General features: G+C 77.7%; 18 protein-coding genes and 1 pseudogene. 6 read left to right on the forward strand and 13 right to left on the reverse strand.

All coding sequences use genetic code 11. The annotated features are described in order from the left end of the window. Window positions 1–8 precede the first annotated feature (8 nt). From EBM89_RS04880 to EBM89_RS21775, 3 genes are all read right to left on the reverse strand, one after another. On the reverse strand, window positions 9–3,293 hold the full coding sequence (locus tag EBM89_RS04880) for an AfsR/SARP family transcriptional regulator (protein ID WP_122148338.1): 3,285 nt from the start codon (window positions 3,291–3,293) through the stop codon (window positions 9–11). A 144-nt stretch (window positions 3,294–3,437) separates the two neighbouring features. Next, window positions 3,438–3,794, reverse strand: coding sequence for a TraR/DksA family transcriptional regulator (locus tag EBM89_RS04885; RefSeq protein WP_233571544.1), 357 nt, complete (start codon window positions 3,792–3,794; stop codon window positions 3,438–3,440). Between the two features lie 54 nt (window positions 3,795–3,848). Continuing rightward, window positions 3,849–4,772, reverse strand: coding sequence for an SHOCT domain-containing protein (locus EBM89_RS21775; protein WP_199731980.1), 924 nt, complete (start codon window positions 4,770–4,772; stop codon window positions 3,849–3,851). A 63-nt stretch (window positions 4,773–4,835) separates the two neighbouring features. Between EBM89_RS21775 and EBM89_RS04895 the strand changes: the two genes are divergently transcribed. Genes EBM89_RS04895 through EBM89_RS04905 form a run of 3 tightly spaced genes read left to right on the forward strand, consistent with a single transcriptional unit; the run spans window position 4,836 to window position 7,057 of the window. Further along, on the forward strand, window positions 4,836–5,975 hold the full coding sequence (locus EBM89_RS04895; RefSeq protein ID WP_199731981.1) for a pyridoxal phosphate-dependent aminotransferase: 1,140 nt from the start codon (window positions 4,836–4,838) through the stop codon (window positions 5,973–5,975). A 42-nt stretch (window positions 5,976–6,017) separates the two neighbouring features. Further along, window positions 6,018–6,623 carry a winged helix-turn-helix domain-containing protein gene (locus EBM89_RS04900; RefSeq protein ID WP_158609504.1) on the forward strand — a complete coding sequence of 202 codons (606 nt, stop codon included), beginning with the start codon at window positions 6,018–6,020 and terminating at the stop codon, window positions 6,621–6,623. Then, window positions 6,620–7,057 (forward strand): hypothetical protein, encoded by a 438-nt coding sequence (locus tag EBM89_RS04905; protein WP_122148341.1) that lies wholly within the window; start codon window positions 6,620–6,622, stop codon window positions 7,055–7,057. The genes EBM89_RS04900 and EBM89_RS04905 overlap by 4 nt, the downstream gene beginning before the upstream one ends. 7 nt (window positions 7,058–7,064) lie before the next feature. Here EBM89_RS04905 and EBM89_RS04910 read toward each other — a convergent pair whose 3' ends face one another. Continuing rightward, window positions 7,065–7,589: an O-acetyl-ADP-ribose deacetylase gene (locus tag EBM89_RS04910; RefSeq protein WP_122148342.1), complete on the reverse strand. Its 525-nt coding sequence runs from the start codon at window positions 7,587–7,589 to the stop codon at window positions 7,065–7,067. Window positions 7,590–7,661: 72 nt separating this feature from the next. On the opposite strand from EBM89_RS04910, the gene EBM89_RS04915 reads away from it, so the two are divergent. From EBM89_RS04915 to EBM89_RS04925, 3 genes are all read left to right on the forward strand, one after another. Next, entirely contained in the window at window positions 7,662–7,883 is a 222-nt protein-coding gene (locus EBM89_RS04915) for a hypothetical protein (RefSeq protein ID WP_122148343.1), read from the forward strand. Window positions 7,884–8,025: 142 nt separating this feature from the next. Further along, a complete protein-coding gene (locus tag EBM89_RS04920) occupies window positions 8,026–9,039 on the forward strand; it encodes a phosphotransferase family protein (RefSeq protein WP_122148344.1) in 1,014 nt (337 codons plus the stop codon). Window positions 9,040–9,120: 81 nt separating this feature from the next. Continuing rightward, window positions 9,121–9,615 (forward strand): GNAT family N-acetyltransferase, encoded by a 495-nt coding sequence (locus EBM89_RS04925; RefSeq protein WP_122148345.1) that lies wholly within the window; start codon window positions 9,121–9,123, stop codon window positions 9,613–9,615. A gap of 9 nt (window positions 9,616–9,624) precedes the next feature. On the opposite strand, the gene dtd is transcribed toward EBM89_RS04925, so the two are convergent. From dtd to EBM89_RS21045, 9 genes and pseudogenes are all read right to left on the reverse strand, one after another. Next, window positions 9,625–10,065 (reverse strand): D-aminoacyl-tRNA deacylase, encoded by a 441-nt coding sequence (dtd, locus tag EBM89_RS04930; protein ID WP_122148346.1) that lies wholly within the window; start codon window positions 10,063–10,065, stop codon window positions 9,625–9,627. Beyond that, entirely contained in the window at window positions 10,062–11,105 is a 1,044-nt protein-coding gene (locus EBM89_RS04935; RefSeq protein ID WP_122148358.1) for an asparaginase, read from the reverse strand. Before EBM89_RS04935 ends, dtd begins: the two co-directional genes overlap by 4 nt. A 134-nt stretch (window positions 11,106–11,239) precedes the next feature. After that, entirely contained in the window at window positions 11,240–11,581 is a 342-nt protein-coding gene (locus tag EBM89_RS04940) for a DUF2516 family protein (RefSeq protein ID WP_233571545.1), read from the reverse strand. Window positions 11,582–11,644: 63 nt separating this feature from the next. Continuing rightward, window positions 11,645–12,763, reverse strand: a complete 1,119-nt coding sequence (locus tag EBM89_RS04945; protein WP_122148347.1) for an FUSC family protein — start codon at window positions 12,761–12,763, stop codon at window positions 11,645–11,647. Continuing rightward, entirely contained in the window at window positions 12,760–13,944 is a 1,185-nt protein-coding gene (gene ygfZ, locus EBM89_RS04950) for a CAF17-like 4Fe-4S cluster assembly/insertion protein YgfZ (RefSeq protein ID WP_122148348.1), read from the reverse strand. Before ygfZ ends, EBM89_RS04945 begins: the two co-directional genes overlap by 4 nt. Before the next feature lies 1 nt (window position 13,945). Next, window positions 13,946–14,554, reverse strand: coding sequence for a heme-binding beta-barrel domain-containing protein (locus EBM89_RS04955; protein ID WP_122148349.1), 609 nt, complete (start codon window positions 14,552–14,554; stop codon window positions 13,946–13,948). 208 nt (window positions 14,555–14,762) lie between these two features. Beyond that, window positions 14,763–15,215: a DUF4395 domain-containing protein gene (locus EBM89_RS04960; RefSeq protein ID WP_122148350.1), complete on the reverse strand. Its 453-nt coding sequence runs from the start codon at window positions 15,213–15,215 to the stop codon at window positions 14,763–14,765. Further along, on the reverse strand, window positions 15,215–15,634 hold the full coding sequence (locus EBM89_RS04965; protein ID WP_122148351.1) for a TlpA family protein disulfide reductase: 420 nt from the start codon (window positions 15,632–15,634) through the stop codon (window positions 15,215–15,217). The genes EBM89_RS04960 and EBM89_RS04965 overlap by 1 nt, the downstream gene beginning before the upstream one ends. A gap of 39 nt (window positions 15,635–15,673) precedes the next feature. Continuing rightward, window positions 15,674–15,939: pseudogene (locus tag EBM89_RS21045) on the reverse strand (hypothetical protein); the annotation flags it as partial.

The following is a 15,939-nucleotide window of genomic DNA, read 5'->3' on the forward strand; positions in this document are numbered from 1 at the left end:
CGGCCACCTCAGGTCGTGAGGCGTCGGACGAGGGTGATCGCCCGCGCGACGTCCGCCCCCCGGGGCAGGTCCGCGACCGCGGCCCGGGCCGCCGCGACCGCCCGCTCACCCGAGCGGGCGGTCGCGCGCTCCCAGTGCTGGGCGCGGGACACCGCGGGCAGGTCCTGCCGGGACCCCAGCCGCTCGCCCAGGGCCAGCAGCTCCAGGCCCGCCGGGTCGTCGGGGGCGGTCGCCGCCCACCACGCCCCGACGCCCACCACGAGGGTCCCGAGCACCGGCCGGTCCGTGAACGGCGTCCCGAACGGCGGGTCGCCCGCCGCGGCCTCGGCCAGCGCGCCCGCGAGGTCCGCGAGCAGCGGCTCGTCGGTGCGGTCCGCGAGCGCGTGCGCCGCGAGGCACGTCCCCGCGACGATCAGCAGCCACGGGTCCTGCTCGGGCACCGGACCCAGCCGCGCCACCAGGTCGCGCTCGGCGGCGAGCGCCGCGTCCACCTCGCCGCGGCCGCGCCGGGCCTCCGCCGCGCCGATCCCTCCCAGCAGGGCACCGTCGCGGGCGTCCCGCGCGGACGCCTCGACCCGGCGGAACACCGCCTCGGCCTCGTCCCACCGGCCCGCGGTCAGCAGGGCCAGGCCGCGGGTCTGCTCGATGTTGTCCCCGAACGCGAGGTCCAGCGGCTCGCCTCCCGGCAGCCGCCGCACCTCGACCAGCGCCGCCTCGCCCTCCGCGACCCAGCCCAGCGCCTCGGTCGTCCGCAGCCCCTGGCTGCAGATCCCCGCGAGCGCGGCGGCCGCCATCATGCGCGTCCAGGGGTCCGCGTCGGCCACCGCCAGGCGGTGCGCGTCCGCGGCGAACCGGTACGCGTGGTCGAGGTCGCCGCCGTTCTCCGCGACCGACCAGCTCATGAACAGCGCGAGCCGGCGCGTCGGCACGTCCGTGCTCGCCCGGCCCCGCGCCAGCGCGCCGCCCGCGTCCGCGAGGTCGCCGAAGGACTCGACCAGGTCCGCGAGCAGCCGGGGCACCGGGTCCAGCGGCGGTGCCCCCGCGACGACCCGCCGCAGCAGCAGCCGACCCCGCACCCCCGCCCGCCGGTCGCCGAACAGCAGGTCGGTGCCCGCCATGAGCGCCACCGCCAGCACGACCGCCGCCGGGTCGCCCACCGGGTCGTGCGCCTCCGCGAGCGCCAGCACGCGCGGCGCGACCTCGCCGACCTCGTCGTGCGCGCCCTGCATCATCCACCGCAGCGCGACGACCCCGTACAGGGCGAGCACCGCCCCGGACGCGTCGGGCTCGTGGTCCAGGGCGGAGCGGAGCACCGCCACGAGGTTGTCGTGCTCGGCGGCCGCCGCCGGGTCGAGCATGATGCGCTCCGGGCTGCCGGACCGGTGCACCAGGTCCGTCGCGACCTCGGCCGCCCAGTCGAGCACGGCCGCCCGGACGGCCGCTTCCTCGCCCGCCGCCCGTAGCTCGGAGCGTCCGAACTCCCGCACGGTCTCGAGCATCCGGTACCGGACCGCGCCGGTCCCCGCGTCCTCCTGGACCCGCAGCAGCGACTGCGCCACCAGCGCGTCGAGGTCGTCCAGCACCGCCGTCTCGTCCACGACGCCGTCCGGGGCGTCCAGGGCGCTGACCCGCAGCGCCGCCCCGAGGGGCACCCCGGCGGGCAGCACCGCGACCCGCCGGCACAGCCGCCGCTGCCGCTCCGTGAGCAGGTCCCACGACCAGTCGATGACCGCGCGCAAGGTCCGGTGCCGCTCGGGGACGCCCGCGGACCCGCCGACCAGCAGCGCGAACCGGTCCGTCAGCCTCCGCTCGAGCTCCACGACCGTCAGCGACCGCACCCGGGCCGCGGCGAGCTCGATGGCCAGCGGCAGCCCGTCCAGGCGCGTGCACAGCCGCGCGACGACGTCCTCGGGCAGCGCCGCGTCCGGCCGCACGGCCGTGGCCCGCTCCACGAACAGCCGCACCGCGGGCCCCGGGCCGCCGTCCGGGGCGTGCGTCGCCAGAGGGGCCAGCGGGTGCACGCGCTCCCCCGGCACGGCCAGCGGCGCCCGGCTCGTCACCAGCACCTGCACCCCCGGGGACGCCGCGACGACGTCCGCGACCCACGAGCCCACGCCGTCGAGCACCTGCTCGCAGTTGTCCAGCACCAGCAGCGTCGGGCGGTCCCCGAGGCGGTCCAGCACGCGGTCCCGCAGGGGGCGCAGCCGCGGGTCGGGGACCCCGCGGCGCGGCGTCGGCTCCGGGACCCGCAGCGCCGCGGCGAGCGCGGGCAGCACGTCGGGGTCGTCCCGCACGGACGCGAGCTCCGCGACGACCACCGCGGCGTACCGGTCGGCCGCGCGCCGGGCGACCTCCTGCACCAGCCGGGTCTTGCCGAGGCCGCCGGTGCCGAGGACCGTGACCACCCGCGCGGAGCCGAGCAGGGCGTCGACGGCCGCGAGGTCGGCGTCCCGGCCGATGAGGTCGTCGGGCGCGGCCCGCAGGCCGAGCACGTGCGTGGTGGACGCCTCGGGACCGGCGGGTGGCGCCGCGGCCGGTGCGGCGGCGGGCTCGCCCGACAGCAGGCGCAGGTGGAACGCCGCGACGTCGGGGGCGGGGTCGGTGCCGAGCGTGTCCCGCAGCCGCTCCCGGTACGCCGCGAACGCCGCGACCGCCTCCGTCGTGCGGCCTCCGGCGTGCAGCGCCCGCATCCGCAGCAGGTGCGCGCCGTCGTCCAGCGGGGCGACCGCCAGCAGGTCCTCCGCGGCGTCGACGGCGCGGCCGTCGTCCAGGTCGACCAGGGCGGCGGCCCGGACGCGCAGCAGGTCGCGGCGCAGCGCCTCCGAGCGTGACACCAGCGTCGCCACGAGCGCGTCCGCGGTCACCCCGTCACCGGGCTCGCCCGACCACAGCGTGAGCGCCGCCGCAGCACCGTCGGCGGCTGCGCTCGGGTCGCCGGTCGCGAGCGCCTGCCGCGCCCGGTCCGCGAGCGCCGCCGCGCGGTGCAGGTCGACCGCGTCCGGTGCGACGCCCAGCGCGTACCCCGTCGCGGTCGAGACGACCAGACCGGCGTGGTGCGCCGCCCGCAGCCGGGACACCAGGGTCTGCAGGGCCGCACGGCCCGAGGACGGCGCACCGTCCGGCCAGGTCTCGTCGAGGGCGCGGGCCGCGCTCAGCCCCCGGGGCTCCAGCGCGAGCGCGAGCAGCAGGTTCGCGCCCCGCCCCGCGACGGGCAGCAGCACGTCGTCCGCACCGGCGGCGCGCACCGGACCGAGCACGGCGAGCCGCAGCGGCTCGGACGCGGTCTCAGGCACCGGGCCACTCTAGGACGCGCCCGGGAACCCACCCGCGCAGCCCGCGCAGCCCGCGCAGACGCTGAGTGTCCACTCTTCGCCTGCACGACCGGTCCGGCCCAGAGGCGAGAGGTGGACACTCGGCGCGGCGGCCGCGCGCGGGCGTCAGCGGGACGCGCAGGTGACGCAGGTGGCGGCGGAGGGGAGGGCGCGCAGCCGCTCGACCGGGACGGGACGGTGGCAGCGGGTGCAGGTGCCGTAGGTACCGCGCTCCAGGCGGTCCAGGGCGGCGTCCACCTCGGCGACGCGCTCCCGCACGTCGTGGGCGAGAGCGTCCAGCAGCCGCCGCTCGTACGCGATGGTCGCGTCCTCGGGGTCGTGCTCGTCGTCGGCGACCTGCTCGCGGGACGCGGCGACCACGGCGTCGCGCTCGGCGCCGGTCCCGGCGAGGCGCTCCAGGGCCTCCCGGCGGCGCTCCCGGAGCACCGCCGCGACCTCGTCCAGGTCCAGCGTCTCTGCCACCGACCCAGTATCCGCGCCGCGCTCGCGCACCGCACCCGCGCGCCGGGACCGACGTCAGGCGGGCGGGGCGAGCAGCCGGGACTTCGCCGCCGCGTACTCGTCGTCCGTGAGGGCGCCGGTGGTGTGGAGGTCGCGCAGCCGCTCCAGCGCGTCGACCACGGACGGGTCCGCTCCCGCCCGCTCCGACGCCGCAGGGCGCGACGCCGTGCGCGGCGTCCTCGGCGGCGTGCTCACCAGGTCGTCGTCCGGCAGCGGCAGCAGGCGCCGCACCGCGGCCTCGCGCTCGGTGCGCACGGCCGCCATCAGCGGCTGGGCGGGCACGACGACCCGCAGGCGGGCCGGGTCGTCGGGCCGCTCGGGGTCGTAGTAGGCGACCGGCGCGTGCTTGAACGCGTCCTGCGGGACGACGGTCCGCACGGCGTGCCGGGTGCCGGACGCGTCGGCGAAGTGCACGGTCGCGTGGCAGCGCCGCCCGTCGATGCCCTCGTAGTCCCGCACCCGGGCCCACGCGGGCACCAGCCCGCGCACGCGCGCGGCGGTGGACCGGCCGAGGCTGCGCACGGCACCCACGACCGCGGCGACGGCACCGATCCCGAGGACCGTCCAGACGATCGCGGTAGGGCGACGCAGCGCCTCGTCGGTGTTCAGCCCGTCGCGCACCGCCGCCGACCAGCCGAGCAGCGCGGCGCCGGAGCCGACGACGACCAGCAGCCCGACCGTCGCCTGCCGGGTGACCGGGCTGAGCGCGGCCACCGCACCGAGCAGCACGAGCACGCCGAGGATCGGCGCGGCGCCCGCGAAGTCGTCGGTGGCGCACGTGCCCGCGAAGCACTCCCAGCTCACGAGCGTCTGCTCGTAGGTGCCGTACCGGATCAGCCACGCCCCGGCGGCCGCGACGGCGAGCCCCACGAGCAGCCGCACCAGCATCCGCGAGGGGTCCGTGCGCAGGGAGGGGGGCAGGTCAGGTGCGGTGCTCACGCCCTCATCCTGCCAACCCCCGCCGTCACGGGACGGACACACGGCGGGGTTAGCCTGCCGCCCGTGCCCCAGATCGCCGCCCACGCCCGCACCGTCCCGGCCTCCGGGATCCGCCGGATCACCGAGCTCGCGTGGTCGCTGCCGGACGCGGTGGTGCTGAGCGTCGGGGAGCCGGACCTGCCGACGGCGCCGCACGTGCTGGAGGCGGCGCGCGAGGCGCTGGCCCGCGACGACACCCGGTACACCCCGAACGGCGGCATCGCGCCGCTGCGGGACGCGGTGGCGGCGTGGCTGGACCCGGAGCACGCCCTGCCGGTGCGGCGGGACAACGTGTGGGTCACGGCCGGCGGGGCGCAGGCGCTGCACCTGGGGCTGAGCCTCACCGTCGGCGCGGGCGACGGTGTGCTGGTGCCGGACCCGGGGTACCCGCCGTTCACGATGGCGACGCGGCTGCTGCAGGCCGAGGCGCAGCCGTACGCGCTGCGCGCCGAGGACGGGTTCCTGCCGGACCCGGCAGCCGTGGAGGCGGCGATCACCGACCGCACCCGGGTGCTGCTGCTGAACTCACCGTCCAACCCGCTGGGCACCGTCCTGCCCGCGGACCTGCTGGCCGAGCTCGTGGACGTGGCCCGGCGGCACGACCTGTGGATGCTGTCGGACGAGTGCTACGCGGCGTTCACGTACGACGCCCCGCACATCCCTGCGGCGCGGTTCGACACCGACGGCCGGGTGCTGACGCTGCACACGTTCTCGAAGACGCACGCGATGACGGGGTTCCGGGTCGGGGTGCTCGTCGTCCCGGACACGATGGCGCCGCTCATGCCGACGCTCCAGGAGTCGGTGATCTCCTGCGTGAACACCCCCGCCCAGTACGCCGCGCTGGCGGCGCTGACCGGCCCGCAGGACGCGGTCGACGCCGCGCGCCGCACGTACCGGGAGCACCGGGACCTCGCCGCGGGGCTGCTGGACGAGCGCGGCATCCGCTGGTTGCCCGCGGCGGGCGGCATCTACCTGTGGGCGGACGTCGCGCACCTGACCGACGGGGACGTCGCCGCGTGGGCGGAGGACCTGGCCCGGTCGGCGGGCGTGGCCGTCGCGCCCGGGTCGGCGTTCGGGCCGGGCGGCGAGGGGTGGGTGCGCATCTCGCTGACCGCGAGCGCGGCGGACCTGCGAGCGGGGTTGTCGCGGTTGCCGGCGCGCTGATTCCGCTTGATCACTCGTTTGACGAGTATCATCATGCGTCATATGAGAACCGAGGCCCCCGCGCTGGTGCCGATCTTCCGCTCGACGCTGCAGGCGCAGGTCCTGCTCCGCGTCCTCACCGACGACCGGGGCCTGACCGCGACGGACTTGGCACGCGCCCTCGGCGAGCCGCAGCCGACCGTGTCGCGCGAGGTCCGGCGGCTGCTCGACGCGGGCCTGCTGCGCGGCGAGCAGGTCGGGCGGGCGGTGCTGCTCCGCCCGGACGAGGACAACCCCGCGACGGCGCCGCTGCGGCAGCTCCTGGTCGTCACGGTCGGACCGTCGCACGTGCTGGAGCAGGCGCTGCGCGGCATCCCGGGGGTCGAGCAGGCCTACGTCCACGGGTCGTGGGCCGCCCGGTTCCAGGGCGAGGTGGGGCCCGCCCCGGGGGACGTCGACCTCCTCGTGGTCGGCTCCCCGCAGCGGGGTGCGGTCGACGCGGCCCTGCTCGACGTCGAGCCCGCACTGCACCGTGAGGTGAACACCACGTACCTGTCCGGGGAGCGCTGGCATGACGGGGATGATCCCTTCGTGCGCCACGTCCGTTCTCGCCCGCTCGTCGCCCTCGACCTCTCCGGCGACCCCGCCGACCCCGCACCGTCCTCGTGACCGGCTGGGAGCAGGGGCGCGCGGTGATCGAGCAGATGCTCCGCGCGGGCGACCTCGGACCGGTCCCGGCAGACCCGCACGGCGCCGCCGCGCTCCTCGCGGACGACGACGTGGCGCTCGCCTACGACGCGCTCCACGCGGCCAACCGCAAGGCGCTCACCGCGTTGCTGCTCGCGCAGGGCCTGCGCCCGACGCGCTCGGGCGGGCACGTGGCGGTCCACGACGCCGTCCGCGCACAGCTCCACCCGCCGCTCGGCCCACGGCTCGCGCCGTACCACCGGATCCGTCGCACGCGGAACGACGGAGACTGCCTGGACGACACGGGTGCGGGACCCGAGGACGTGCGTGCTGACCTCCCGCTGTGCGAGGGCATCGTCGACCTGGCGGCCACCGTGCTGCCGCGGCTACCGGTCTTCGCCGCACCAGGGCGCTGACCGCGTCTCACCCCGCCGCGAGCGCCGCCTCGAACGCCGCGCGCACCGGCTCGGAGAACAGCACGAACCGCACGAGGTCGAGCCCGTCGGGGTGCGCCGCGCCCCAGTCGCGCGCCGCGCCCACGGCCTCGGCCGCCACGTCCGCCGCCGACCACCCGTAGACCCCCGCGCCGACGGCGGGCAGCGCGACGGTGCGCGCCCCGGCGGCCGCGGCCTCGTCGAGCGAACGCGTGAACGCCGAGCGCAGCAGCGCGGGGTCGGTCTGCCCCGCGTGCCGGTTCGGGCCCACGGCGTGCACGACCCAGCGAGCGCGCAGCCGACCGGCGGGGGTGACGACGGCGTCGCCCACGGGCAGCCCGTCGGGCAGGGTGCTGGCGCGCAGCGCCCGGCACGCGGCGAGGAGGTCCGGCCCGGCGGCGGCGTGGATGGCCCCGTCGACGCCCCCGCCGCCGAGCAGCGACGAGTTCGCGGCGTTCCCGATGGCGTCGGTGTCCTGCTCGGTGATGTCGCCCGTGACGGCCTCGATGCGCATGCCCCCATCGTCGCGCGGGCGGGGCCGGTCCGTCCTACGGTGCAAGGAGCAACCCGACCCCGGGAGGACACCGTGACCGAGCCGATCCCCACCGAACCCAACCCGAGCGGCCCCGCGGCCGAGCCCGACGTCACGCCGGTGCCGGTCGCCCACGACGGGCACGAGGACGTGCCGGTGCTGGAGTACGACGAGACCGTGCCGCCGCGTCCCGAGGAGGACGTGGCGGACGCCGCCCGCGCCACCCCGGACCCGGCCGGGCACGGCACGCCGGACGAGGCGCGCCTGCACCCCTGACGCTCCCCGGGACCTCACAGGAAACCCGGCACCCAGAACCCGCCTCGCACCGCTGCTGCCTGCGCTAACGTCGTCGGCGGCCGGGAGGCCCGCTCCCCCTGCGCGTCCTCCCGGCCACCTGCACCGCGCGCGGAAGGGCCTCATGCACAGCCGGACCAAGGTCGACCTCGGTCGGCCGGACCTCGAGACGGTCGTCCGGGAGGTCGTCGGCAGCGCGTCCCCGGTGGAGCACGTGCGTGAGCTGACGGACGGCATGTTCAACGCCGCCTACGCGGTCCGCACCGCCGACGGCCGGGAGATGGTCGTCAAGGTCGCGCCGCCGGTCGGCACGCCGGTGCTGTCCTACGAGCACGACCTCATGCGGGCGGAGGCGGACTTCTTCCACCGCGCCTCGGGCGTGATCCCGGTGCCCGCCGTGCTCGGGGTGGACCTCACGCGCACCCGCCTCGACCGGGACGTCCTGGTGCTGGAGCACCTGCGCGGGCGCCCGCTCGCCGCCGCCCGGCGCGGGATGCCCGCCGCCGACCGCGCCGCCGTCGAGCGGGACCTGGGGGCGCTCGTGGCCCGGCTCCGCGCGGTGACGGGCACCCGGTTCGGCTACGACCGCCCCGACGGCGCGCTGTCCGGGGCGACGTGGACCGAGGCGCTGGCGGCGATGGTCGCCGCGCTGCTCGCCGACGCCGATCGGTACGGGGTCCGGCTGCCGGCCCGGGTCGGCGCCCTGCCGGAGCGCGTGCGGGCGGCGGAGCCCGAGCTGTCCGCGGTGCGGGTGCCGGTGCTCACGCACTTCGACCTGTGGGCGGGCAACGTCTTCGTCGTCCCCGGCGAGCACGGGCACCGGCTGGAGGCCGTGGTCGACGGCGAGCGCGCGTTCTGGGGCGACCCGCTCGCCGAGCTCGCGTCGACCGCGCTGTTCCGGGACCCCGCGCGGGCGACGGACTTCCTGGCCGGGTTCGCCGAGACCGCCGGGAGCCCGCTGGACCTGGGGCCCGGCGCCCAGCTGCGGCTCGCGCTGTACCGGGCGTACCTCTACCTGATCATGACGGTCGAGGGCGCGCCGCGCGGGTACCGGGGCGCCGAGGCGCGGCTGCTCGGCGCCTACGCCCGGCACCGGCTGGCGCGCGAGGTCCGCGTGCTCGACCGCGCCCTGCACTGAGGCCCGTCACCCACCCACCCGCGGCGGCTTCACCCCGGGTGGGTGGGCAGGTCGGGGAGACCCGCACCCAGGACGTTTGGCATGCTGGACGCCGTGCAGATCCGTGAGGTGCTCGAGGACGACTGGCAGATGGTCCGCGACGTGCGCCTGCGCGCACTGCGGGAGGACCCCGACGCGTTCGGCTCGTCGCTGGCGCGGGAGGAGATGTTCGCGGAGAACCACTGGCGCATGCGCCTGCGGTCGGCGACGACGTGGGTGGTGGACGACGGCGGCACGGCGCGCGGGCTGGTCGCGATGATCCAGGAGCCGGGGTCGCCGACCTCGGACCGGCACATCGTGCAGCTCTGGGTCGCGCCGGAGGCCCGGCGGCAGGGCAAGGCGTGGGCGCTGCTCGACGCCGTGTGGTCGGCCGCGAAGTCCCAGGGCGCGGAGACCGTGTCGCTGTGGGTCGCCGACGGCAACCACGCCGCCGGGGACCTGTTCGTGCGTGCGGGGTTCGAGCGGACGACCGAGCGGCACGCCCGCAGCCGCGACGAGTCGCAGACCGAGGAGCGACTGGTCCTGCGGATCGGCTGACGCGCGGCGTCAGGCGGGGTCGGGCGCCGACTCGAGCAGCAGCGTGACGGGCCCGTCGTTGACGAGCTCGACGGCCATGTCCGCGCCGAACACCCCGGTCGCGACCGTGAGGCCGCGCGCCCGCAGGTCGGCGACGACGGCGTCGACCAGCGGCTCGGCGACGGGTCCGGGAGCGGCGGCGTTCCACGTGGGGCGGCGGCCCTTGCGGGCGTCCCCGTAGAGCGTGAACTGGCTGACGACCAGCACCGGCGCCCCGGCCTCGGCCACCGAACGCTCGCCGCGCAGGATGCGCAGCTCGGCGACCTTGCGGGCGACGTGCTCGACCTGCGCGGGCCCGTCCCCCGGAGTGACGCCGACGAGGACGACCAGGCCCTCGCCGTCGAACGCCCCGACGACCTCGCCCGCCACGGTCACGGACGCGCGGGTGGCGCGCTGGACGACCGCCCTCACGCGGGCGACCCGGCGGCGAACGCGGGGACGACGGCACCGACGGGCTCGCCGTGGCCGAGGACGGCGGTGCGGCCGAGCGTGTCCAGCGCCGCGAGGTCCGCGCCGGGCAGGGTCGCCGCGCCCGCGACCCGCAGCGCCTCCGCGAGCACCGCCGGTCGGGGCCGGGCGCTGCCGTCGAGCACCTTGAACGCCACCGCGGAGCCGTCGGGCAGCGCGGCGGCGTAGACGCCGTCGGCACCGTCCTTGGCGACCAGCCCGGGCAGGGCGCGCATGGCGCGGGTGACGTCGCGCCGCTCGCCGCCGACGAGGTCGGGGTGCGTCGTCATCGCCGTCGCGACGCGGGCGAGCGGGCTCCCGGGCTCGGTGGCGGGGGCGACCGCGATCCGCGCGAACGCCCGCGCCAGCCCGGTGAGCGAGGTGGAGAACAGCGGGGCGCCGCAGCCGTCGACCGTGACGTGCCAGGCGGGGACGCCGGTGAGCTCCTCGACGGCGGCGCGGCACGCGACCTGCACCGGGTGCTCGGCGTCGAGGTAGCGCTCCGTGTCCCAGCCCTCCTCGCCGGTGTGGGCGACGCAGGTGACCAGCATCGCGGCGTGCTTGCCGGAGCAGTTCTGCGTCACCGGCTCCGGGCCGTGGCCCTCGGCGCGGCGCGCGGCGGCGGCGTCCGGGTCGAGCGGCAGGTCGGGAGTGTTCTCGAGCGCGGTCTCGCTGAGCCCGGCGGTGAGCAGGGACTCGCGGACCACGCGCACGTGCTCCGGGGTGCCGTCGTGCGACGCGCACGCCAGCGCGAGGTGCGGCGGGTCGAGGTCGAGGCCCGCGCGCAGCATCCCGACGGCCTGCAGCGGCTTCAGCGACGACCGCGCGAGGATCGTGACCTCGGGGTCGCCCAGCGCGAGCCGCACCGAGCCGTCGGGGGCGAGGACGACCAGGTGGCCGAGGTGCACGGACTCGACCACGTCGCCGCGCACGACCCGGGCCAGCGGGACGGCACCCGTCGCGACATCGGACGCCCCGGCGGCGACCGCGCGAGCGGCGGCCAGCAGGTCGTCGGGCACGGCCTCAGGCAGGTCAAGCAGGTCGGGCAGGCCGGGGACCGCGGCGCCCGGCACTGCGGCGTCCGCGCCCGTCAGGCGCTCGGTCAGGTGCGGGCCGCCCGGGCGGGTCCCCGGCACGCTCACCACCCGCCGCGCGACGGGCCGCTCGGACCCCCGCGGCGACGCGTGTGCGGCGCGATGGCCGGGCGCGCGTCCACCAGGTACACGATCGCGGCCACGGCGCTGAGCAGCGCGAGCCAGGTCGGGAACGCCCCCAGGCCGAGGGGCGGCGGCACCGAGAAGAACGCCACGGCGGTGGCGATGCCGAGGATGATCAGCCAGATCTGCTTCGTCTGCTTGCCCGCCGCGACGAACGCGGCCGCGGGCCGGCGCGCGGCGTCGACCAGCGCCCACACCGTCAGCGCGAGGATGACGAGGTTGAACACCAGGAACAGGTAGAACTGCACGCCGCCGAGGATCACGCAGGCGATGCTACGGGGCGACGCGGCCCCGCGGCAGCGCGGCCAGCGTCGACAGCGGGCGGGTCACAGCTCGGGCAGGGTCTCGCGGGCGGTCCGGGCGTCCACGCCGGACGCCTCCAGCAGGTCCACGACCAGCGAGCGGATCAGCAGCACGAGGCTCTGCGCCTGCCAGTCGTCGGGCGTGAGGGTGAACGGGTCGAGCTCCGCCGCGAGCCGCAGCAGCTCCTCCCGGGACCGCAGCGGCTCCGCCCCGGTCGCCAGGGCGGCGGCGAGGGCGTCGGCGGCCAGCGCGGCCCGGTCCACGGCGTCCGCGACGGCCCCGAGGTCGTGCGGCGGCTCCGCCTCCACCGTGGCCAGGGACCGGCGCGCGAGCACTCGGGCGTTGCGCACGGCACGGTCCACCCGGACCGCGGACTGCCCCACCCACGCGAGCTCGGTCCGGTGCCGGCGCGACCCCGGGGAGACCCGGGCGAGGTCGCGCGCCGCGCGGGCGGCGTCCTGCCACTCGTCGAGCGCGGGCTGCGAGGCGCGGCCCCGGATGAGGGCGTCCTCGACGTCCGGCGCGGACCGGGCACGCAGGCCGCGCGCCAGCAGGCGCAGCATCCCGGCGAGCTCCTCGACGGCGGCACGCCCCTGCGCGCGGGGTCGACGGCGCGGGTCGCTGGGGGTCAACGCGGCGACCGCCAGCGCGACCAGGCCGCCGACCAGCGCGTCCGTCCACCGGCCGACCGGACCGCCCGCCGCGCCCACCGCGGGCAGGCCGACGATGACGATGGCCTGCACCCCGGCCTGGGTGGTGAGCATCGGCCCGCGGTCGAGGAACCGGGCGAGGAGCGCGGCCCCGGCGAGCACCAGCGCGACCTGCCACGGCCCGGTGCCGATGCCGTGCACCACCAGGTCGCCCAGGCCGACGCCGATGGCGACGCCCACGGCGAGCTCCGCGACCCGGCGCAGGTCGCGGTCGGCGGTGAAACCGAGAGCGATCCACGCGCTGACCGGCGCGAAGAACGGGGCGGTGTGCCCGAGCAGGTGGTACGAGATGGCGTAGGCACCACCCGCGGCGACGACCGCCTGCAGCACCGGCACGAACGCCGTCCGCACCCGGGACCGGCCCTGCCGAACCCGCGCGGCGAGCTGCACCCGCACGGCGGACGGGCCGCGCGGGGCGGGCTCGCCGGTCACAGCATCGGGTGGCCGCCGAGGCCGCGCGTGAGCGGCCCGTGCGCGGCGGGCCGGTCGACGGACACGCCGTCGCCGGGGACCACGACCTCCTGGCCTGCGGTGATCGCGCCGCCGTCGCAGTCGACGACCACGTCCTGGTCGGTCGGTGCGGAACGCTTCACCACCGCGAGCGCCACGGGGCCGAGCTCGTGGTGGCGGACCACCGTGGTGACCCGGCCGATCTCGCGCCCGGGCTCGCCGGACGTCAGCAGGTCGCCGAGCGCGCGGACGGTCGCCCCGGCCTCGGGGGTGACGTGCCCGGACCCGTCGAGGTGCAGCAGCACGAGGCGGCGCGGCGGCCGACCCATGTTGTGCACCCGCGCGACGGTCTCCTGCCCGCGGTAGCAGCCCTTCTCCAGGTGCACGGCGGTGCGCAGCCAGTCGAGCTCGTGCGGGATCGTCCGGTGGTCGACGTCGCGGCCCGCGCGGGGACGCCACGCCTCGACGCGCACGGCCTCGCTCGCCCACGTGCCCGCGAGCGGCCAGCCCGCGGCCTCGCGCGCCCGCACCGCGTCCACCAGCCCGGCGCGCGGCACGAGCACGAGCCGCCAGGCCCGGTCGGCGCCGGGGTGCTCGGCGTCGGGGAGGCCGTAGCGGGTGCCGCCGGGCAGCGTGCGCGGCCAGGGGTCGCGCCACGTGACCGGCTCGCCCGGCTCCCCCTCGGCGTCGACGGGCTCGCCCAGCGCGGCCCAGTCGTCGGTGACGTCCGCGACCTCGACGCGCAGCATGAACCGCATCCGGTCCAGCCACGCGGCCAGGCCCGGTGCGGTCTCGCTGATCAGCCAGGTCGCCTCGCCGTCGTCCACCACGGCGGCGGCGTGCTCCACGTGCCCCTGCGGGCTGAGCACCAGCGTCTCGGTGGAGGTGCGCGGCGGCAGGTCCGTGAGCTGCTGCGAGGTGATCGAGTGCAGCCACGACAGCCGGTCGGGCCCCGTGACCCGCACGACGCCGAGGTGCGACTGGTCGACGACCGCGCCGCCGCGGGTCAGCGCGCGCTGCTCCGCGGTGGGGTCGCCGTAGTGCCACGCGACGCCCGCGTCGGGGCCGGTCGCGGCGACGGCGCCGTGCCGGTCCAGGAGCGGGCTGCGGTGCCGGGGCGCCTCGGGCGCGGCGTCGGCGGGGACCTCGGCCTCGGTGCTCACGTCAGTCCAGGACGCGGCTGAGGCGCGCCGACCCGTAGGACTGCAGCTCGTGGCCGAACGCCGCGAGGTCGTGCGCCCACATGAGCTCGCCCTGCACCAGGCCGTACAGCCGCTTGCCGGCCGTGACCTCGGCGCCGGTGGCGGTGCGCGCGATGAGGTCGCTCACCAGGTCGATCCGCCCGTTGCCGGTCGCGCCGACGTACACGGCGACGTGGCCGGACGGGTCGGCGATCAGCAGCTCGACGGGGTGCAGGTCCGAGCCCATGCCCTCGGGGCGCTCCGGCGGGATCCGCCAGTAGCCCTGCTCCGTGGACCAGACCGGGCCGTCCTCGTCGGTGGCGGCCGCCGCCGCACCCGGCGACTCCTCGCCCGCCGCGGCGACGTCACCGTCGTCCGTGAGCGCGGAGGCGTCGTCGGGCGCGACGACGAGGCGGATCGTCGACGTGTACGACAGGTACGGCCCGCCGTCGTGGTCGACCACCACGTCCTGGGTGAACGCGGTCTCCTCGATGCCCGGGTACCCCACGACCCCTTCGCCGTGCCAGCGGCCGACCAACCAGGCCAGCGGGTACATCTCGGGCGCGAGGCCCTCGGGCAGCGTGAACGCCATGAACTTCCCTCTTGTCAGCGCTGTCCCTTGAACAGCCGGTAGACCACGAAGAACGCGAACCAGCCGATCGCGATCGACGCAGCGACGAGCAGACCGATGAACACGATCTCGAGTGCGTGCATTGACCGATCCTAACGACGAGGAGGGCCGCTGGCTTCCCGTCCTCGCGGTCGGGTTCGCCGCGGCGCTCTGCCGAGGGGGAACGCGGTCAGGCGCGGGCGGTCCGCAGCCGGGCCCCGAGCAGGTACAGCTCGCAGCCCAGGCACAGGCCGAACGCGGCGTTCAGCACCGCCGCGACCAGCGCGAGCGCCGCCGCGACGGGCACCGCGGCCCCGACGCCGAGCAGCGCCAGCAGCACGCCCGCGCCGGTGATGACCAGGCCGACGCCCTGCGCGAACCGGGGCGGACGCGGGTCCTCCCGCTCCGTCGGCGGCGCGAGACGCGGTGCGACCAGCGACCGGTAGGCGAGTCCCTGCACCGTGCCCTGCGCGCCGCGCACGGCCCCGACGGCGAACAGCGCCGCCACGACCGCCAGCGCCGCCGTCGCCGCGGCACCCGGGAGCAGCAGCACCACGACGAGCAGCACCGCGGTGATCGCGGCCCCGACCCGCGGGCCGCGGGGGTCGATGCCCGGCCCGGCGGGCCCGGCGGGCGCGGTCATCAGCGGCCTCCCGCGACGTGGGCGAGGGCCGTCAGCGCCTGCGTCCGGCTCGTCCCACCGGTCAGCCGGCCCCGCACCGCGCCGTCCGCGTCGAGCAGCAGCACGGTGGGGGTGCGCAGCACGCCGAACCGGCGCACCAGGTCCATGCGCTCCGCGGCGTCGACCTCGACGTGCACGAGGCCCGGACGTTCGGCGACCAGCGCCCCGAGCGCGACGGCCGTCGACCGGCAGGACGCGCACACCTCCGCCGAGAGCTGCACGAACGTCGCCTCGGCGCCCAGCGGCGCCCCGAGGTCACGCGCCGACAGGCTCGCCCCGGCGCGGGCGGCCGCGAACCGGCCCGACCGGGCGCGCCACAGCAGCCCGAGCGCCGTCGCCAGCGCGAGCACGGCGGCGACCAGCAGCAGCCTCGGCTCCATCCGACCTCCACCGTCCCCGCGAGGGCGGGTGGGGCCGGGTCAGCCCACCAGCACGCGCCCCACGACGTAGACGAGGATGCCCGTGACGGCGACCGGCAGCACAGCCACCGCCCACCCCGCGAGACGATGTTCCAGGACCGCCATCCGGTCGAACAGCGCGTCCGCCGCCGCGACCAGCACGCCGACGACCGCCCCGAGCAGCGCGCCCGACAGCACGCCGAGCACCGGCAGCGCCGCACCGGCGACGGCACCGGCGGCCGCACCGGCCCCGACCGTGGCCCCCGCACCGGCCCAGCCGCGCAGCG

The organism is Cellulomonas triticagri, from assembly GCF_003696205.1.
In the GTDB taxonomy this organism is placed as follows: Bacteria; Actinomycetota; Actinomycetes; order Actinomycetales; family Cellulomonadaceae; genus Cellulomonas; species Cellulomonas triticagri.

Coding starts and splice junctions, on each gene's coding strand:
- EBM89_RS04900 (WP_158609504.1), top strand. CDS start 6,018: ATGAGAACCGAGGCCCCCGCGCTGGTGCCGATCTTCCGCTCGACGCTG.
- EBM89_RS04965 (WP_122148351.1), bottom strand. CDS start 15,634: ATGGAGCCGAGGCTGCTGCTGGTCGCCGCCGTGCTCGCGCTGGCGACG.
- EBM89_RS04925 (WP_122148345.1), top strand. CDS start 9,121: ATGCTGGACGCCGTGCAGATCCGTGAGGTGCTCGAGGACGACTGGCAG.
- EBM89_RS04960 (WP_122148350.1), bottom strand. CDS start 15,215: ATGACCGCGCCCGCCGGGCCCGCCGGGCCGGGCATCGACCCCCGCGGC.
- EBM89_RS04955 (WP_122148349.1), bottom strand. CDS start 14,554: ATGGCGTTCACGCTGCCCGAGGGCCTCGCGCCCGAGATGTACCCGCTG.
- EBM89_RS04910 (WP_122148342.1), bottom strand. CDS start 7,589: ATGCGCATCGAGGCCGTCACGGGCGACATCACCGAGCAGGACACCGAC.
- EBM89_RS04920 (WP_122148344.1), top strand. CDS start 8,026: ATGCACAGCCGGACCAAGGTCGACCTCGGTCGGCCGGACCTCGAGACG.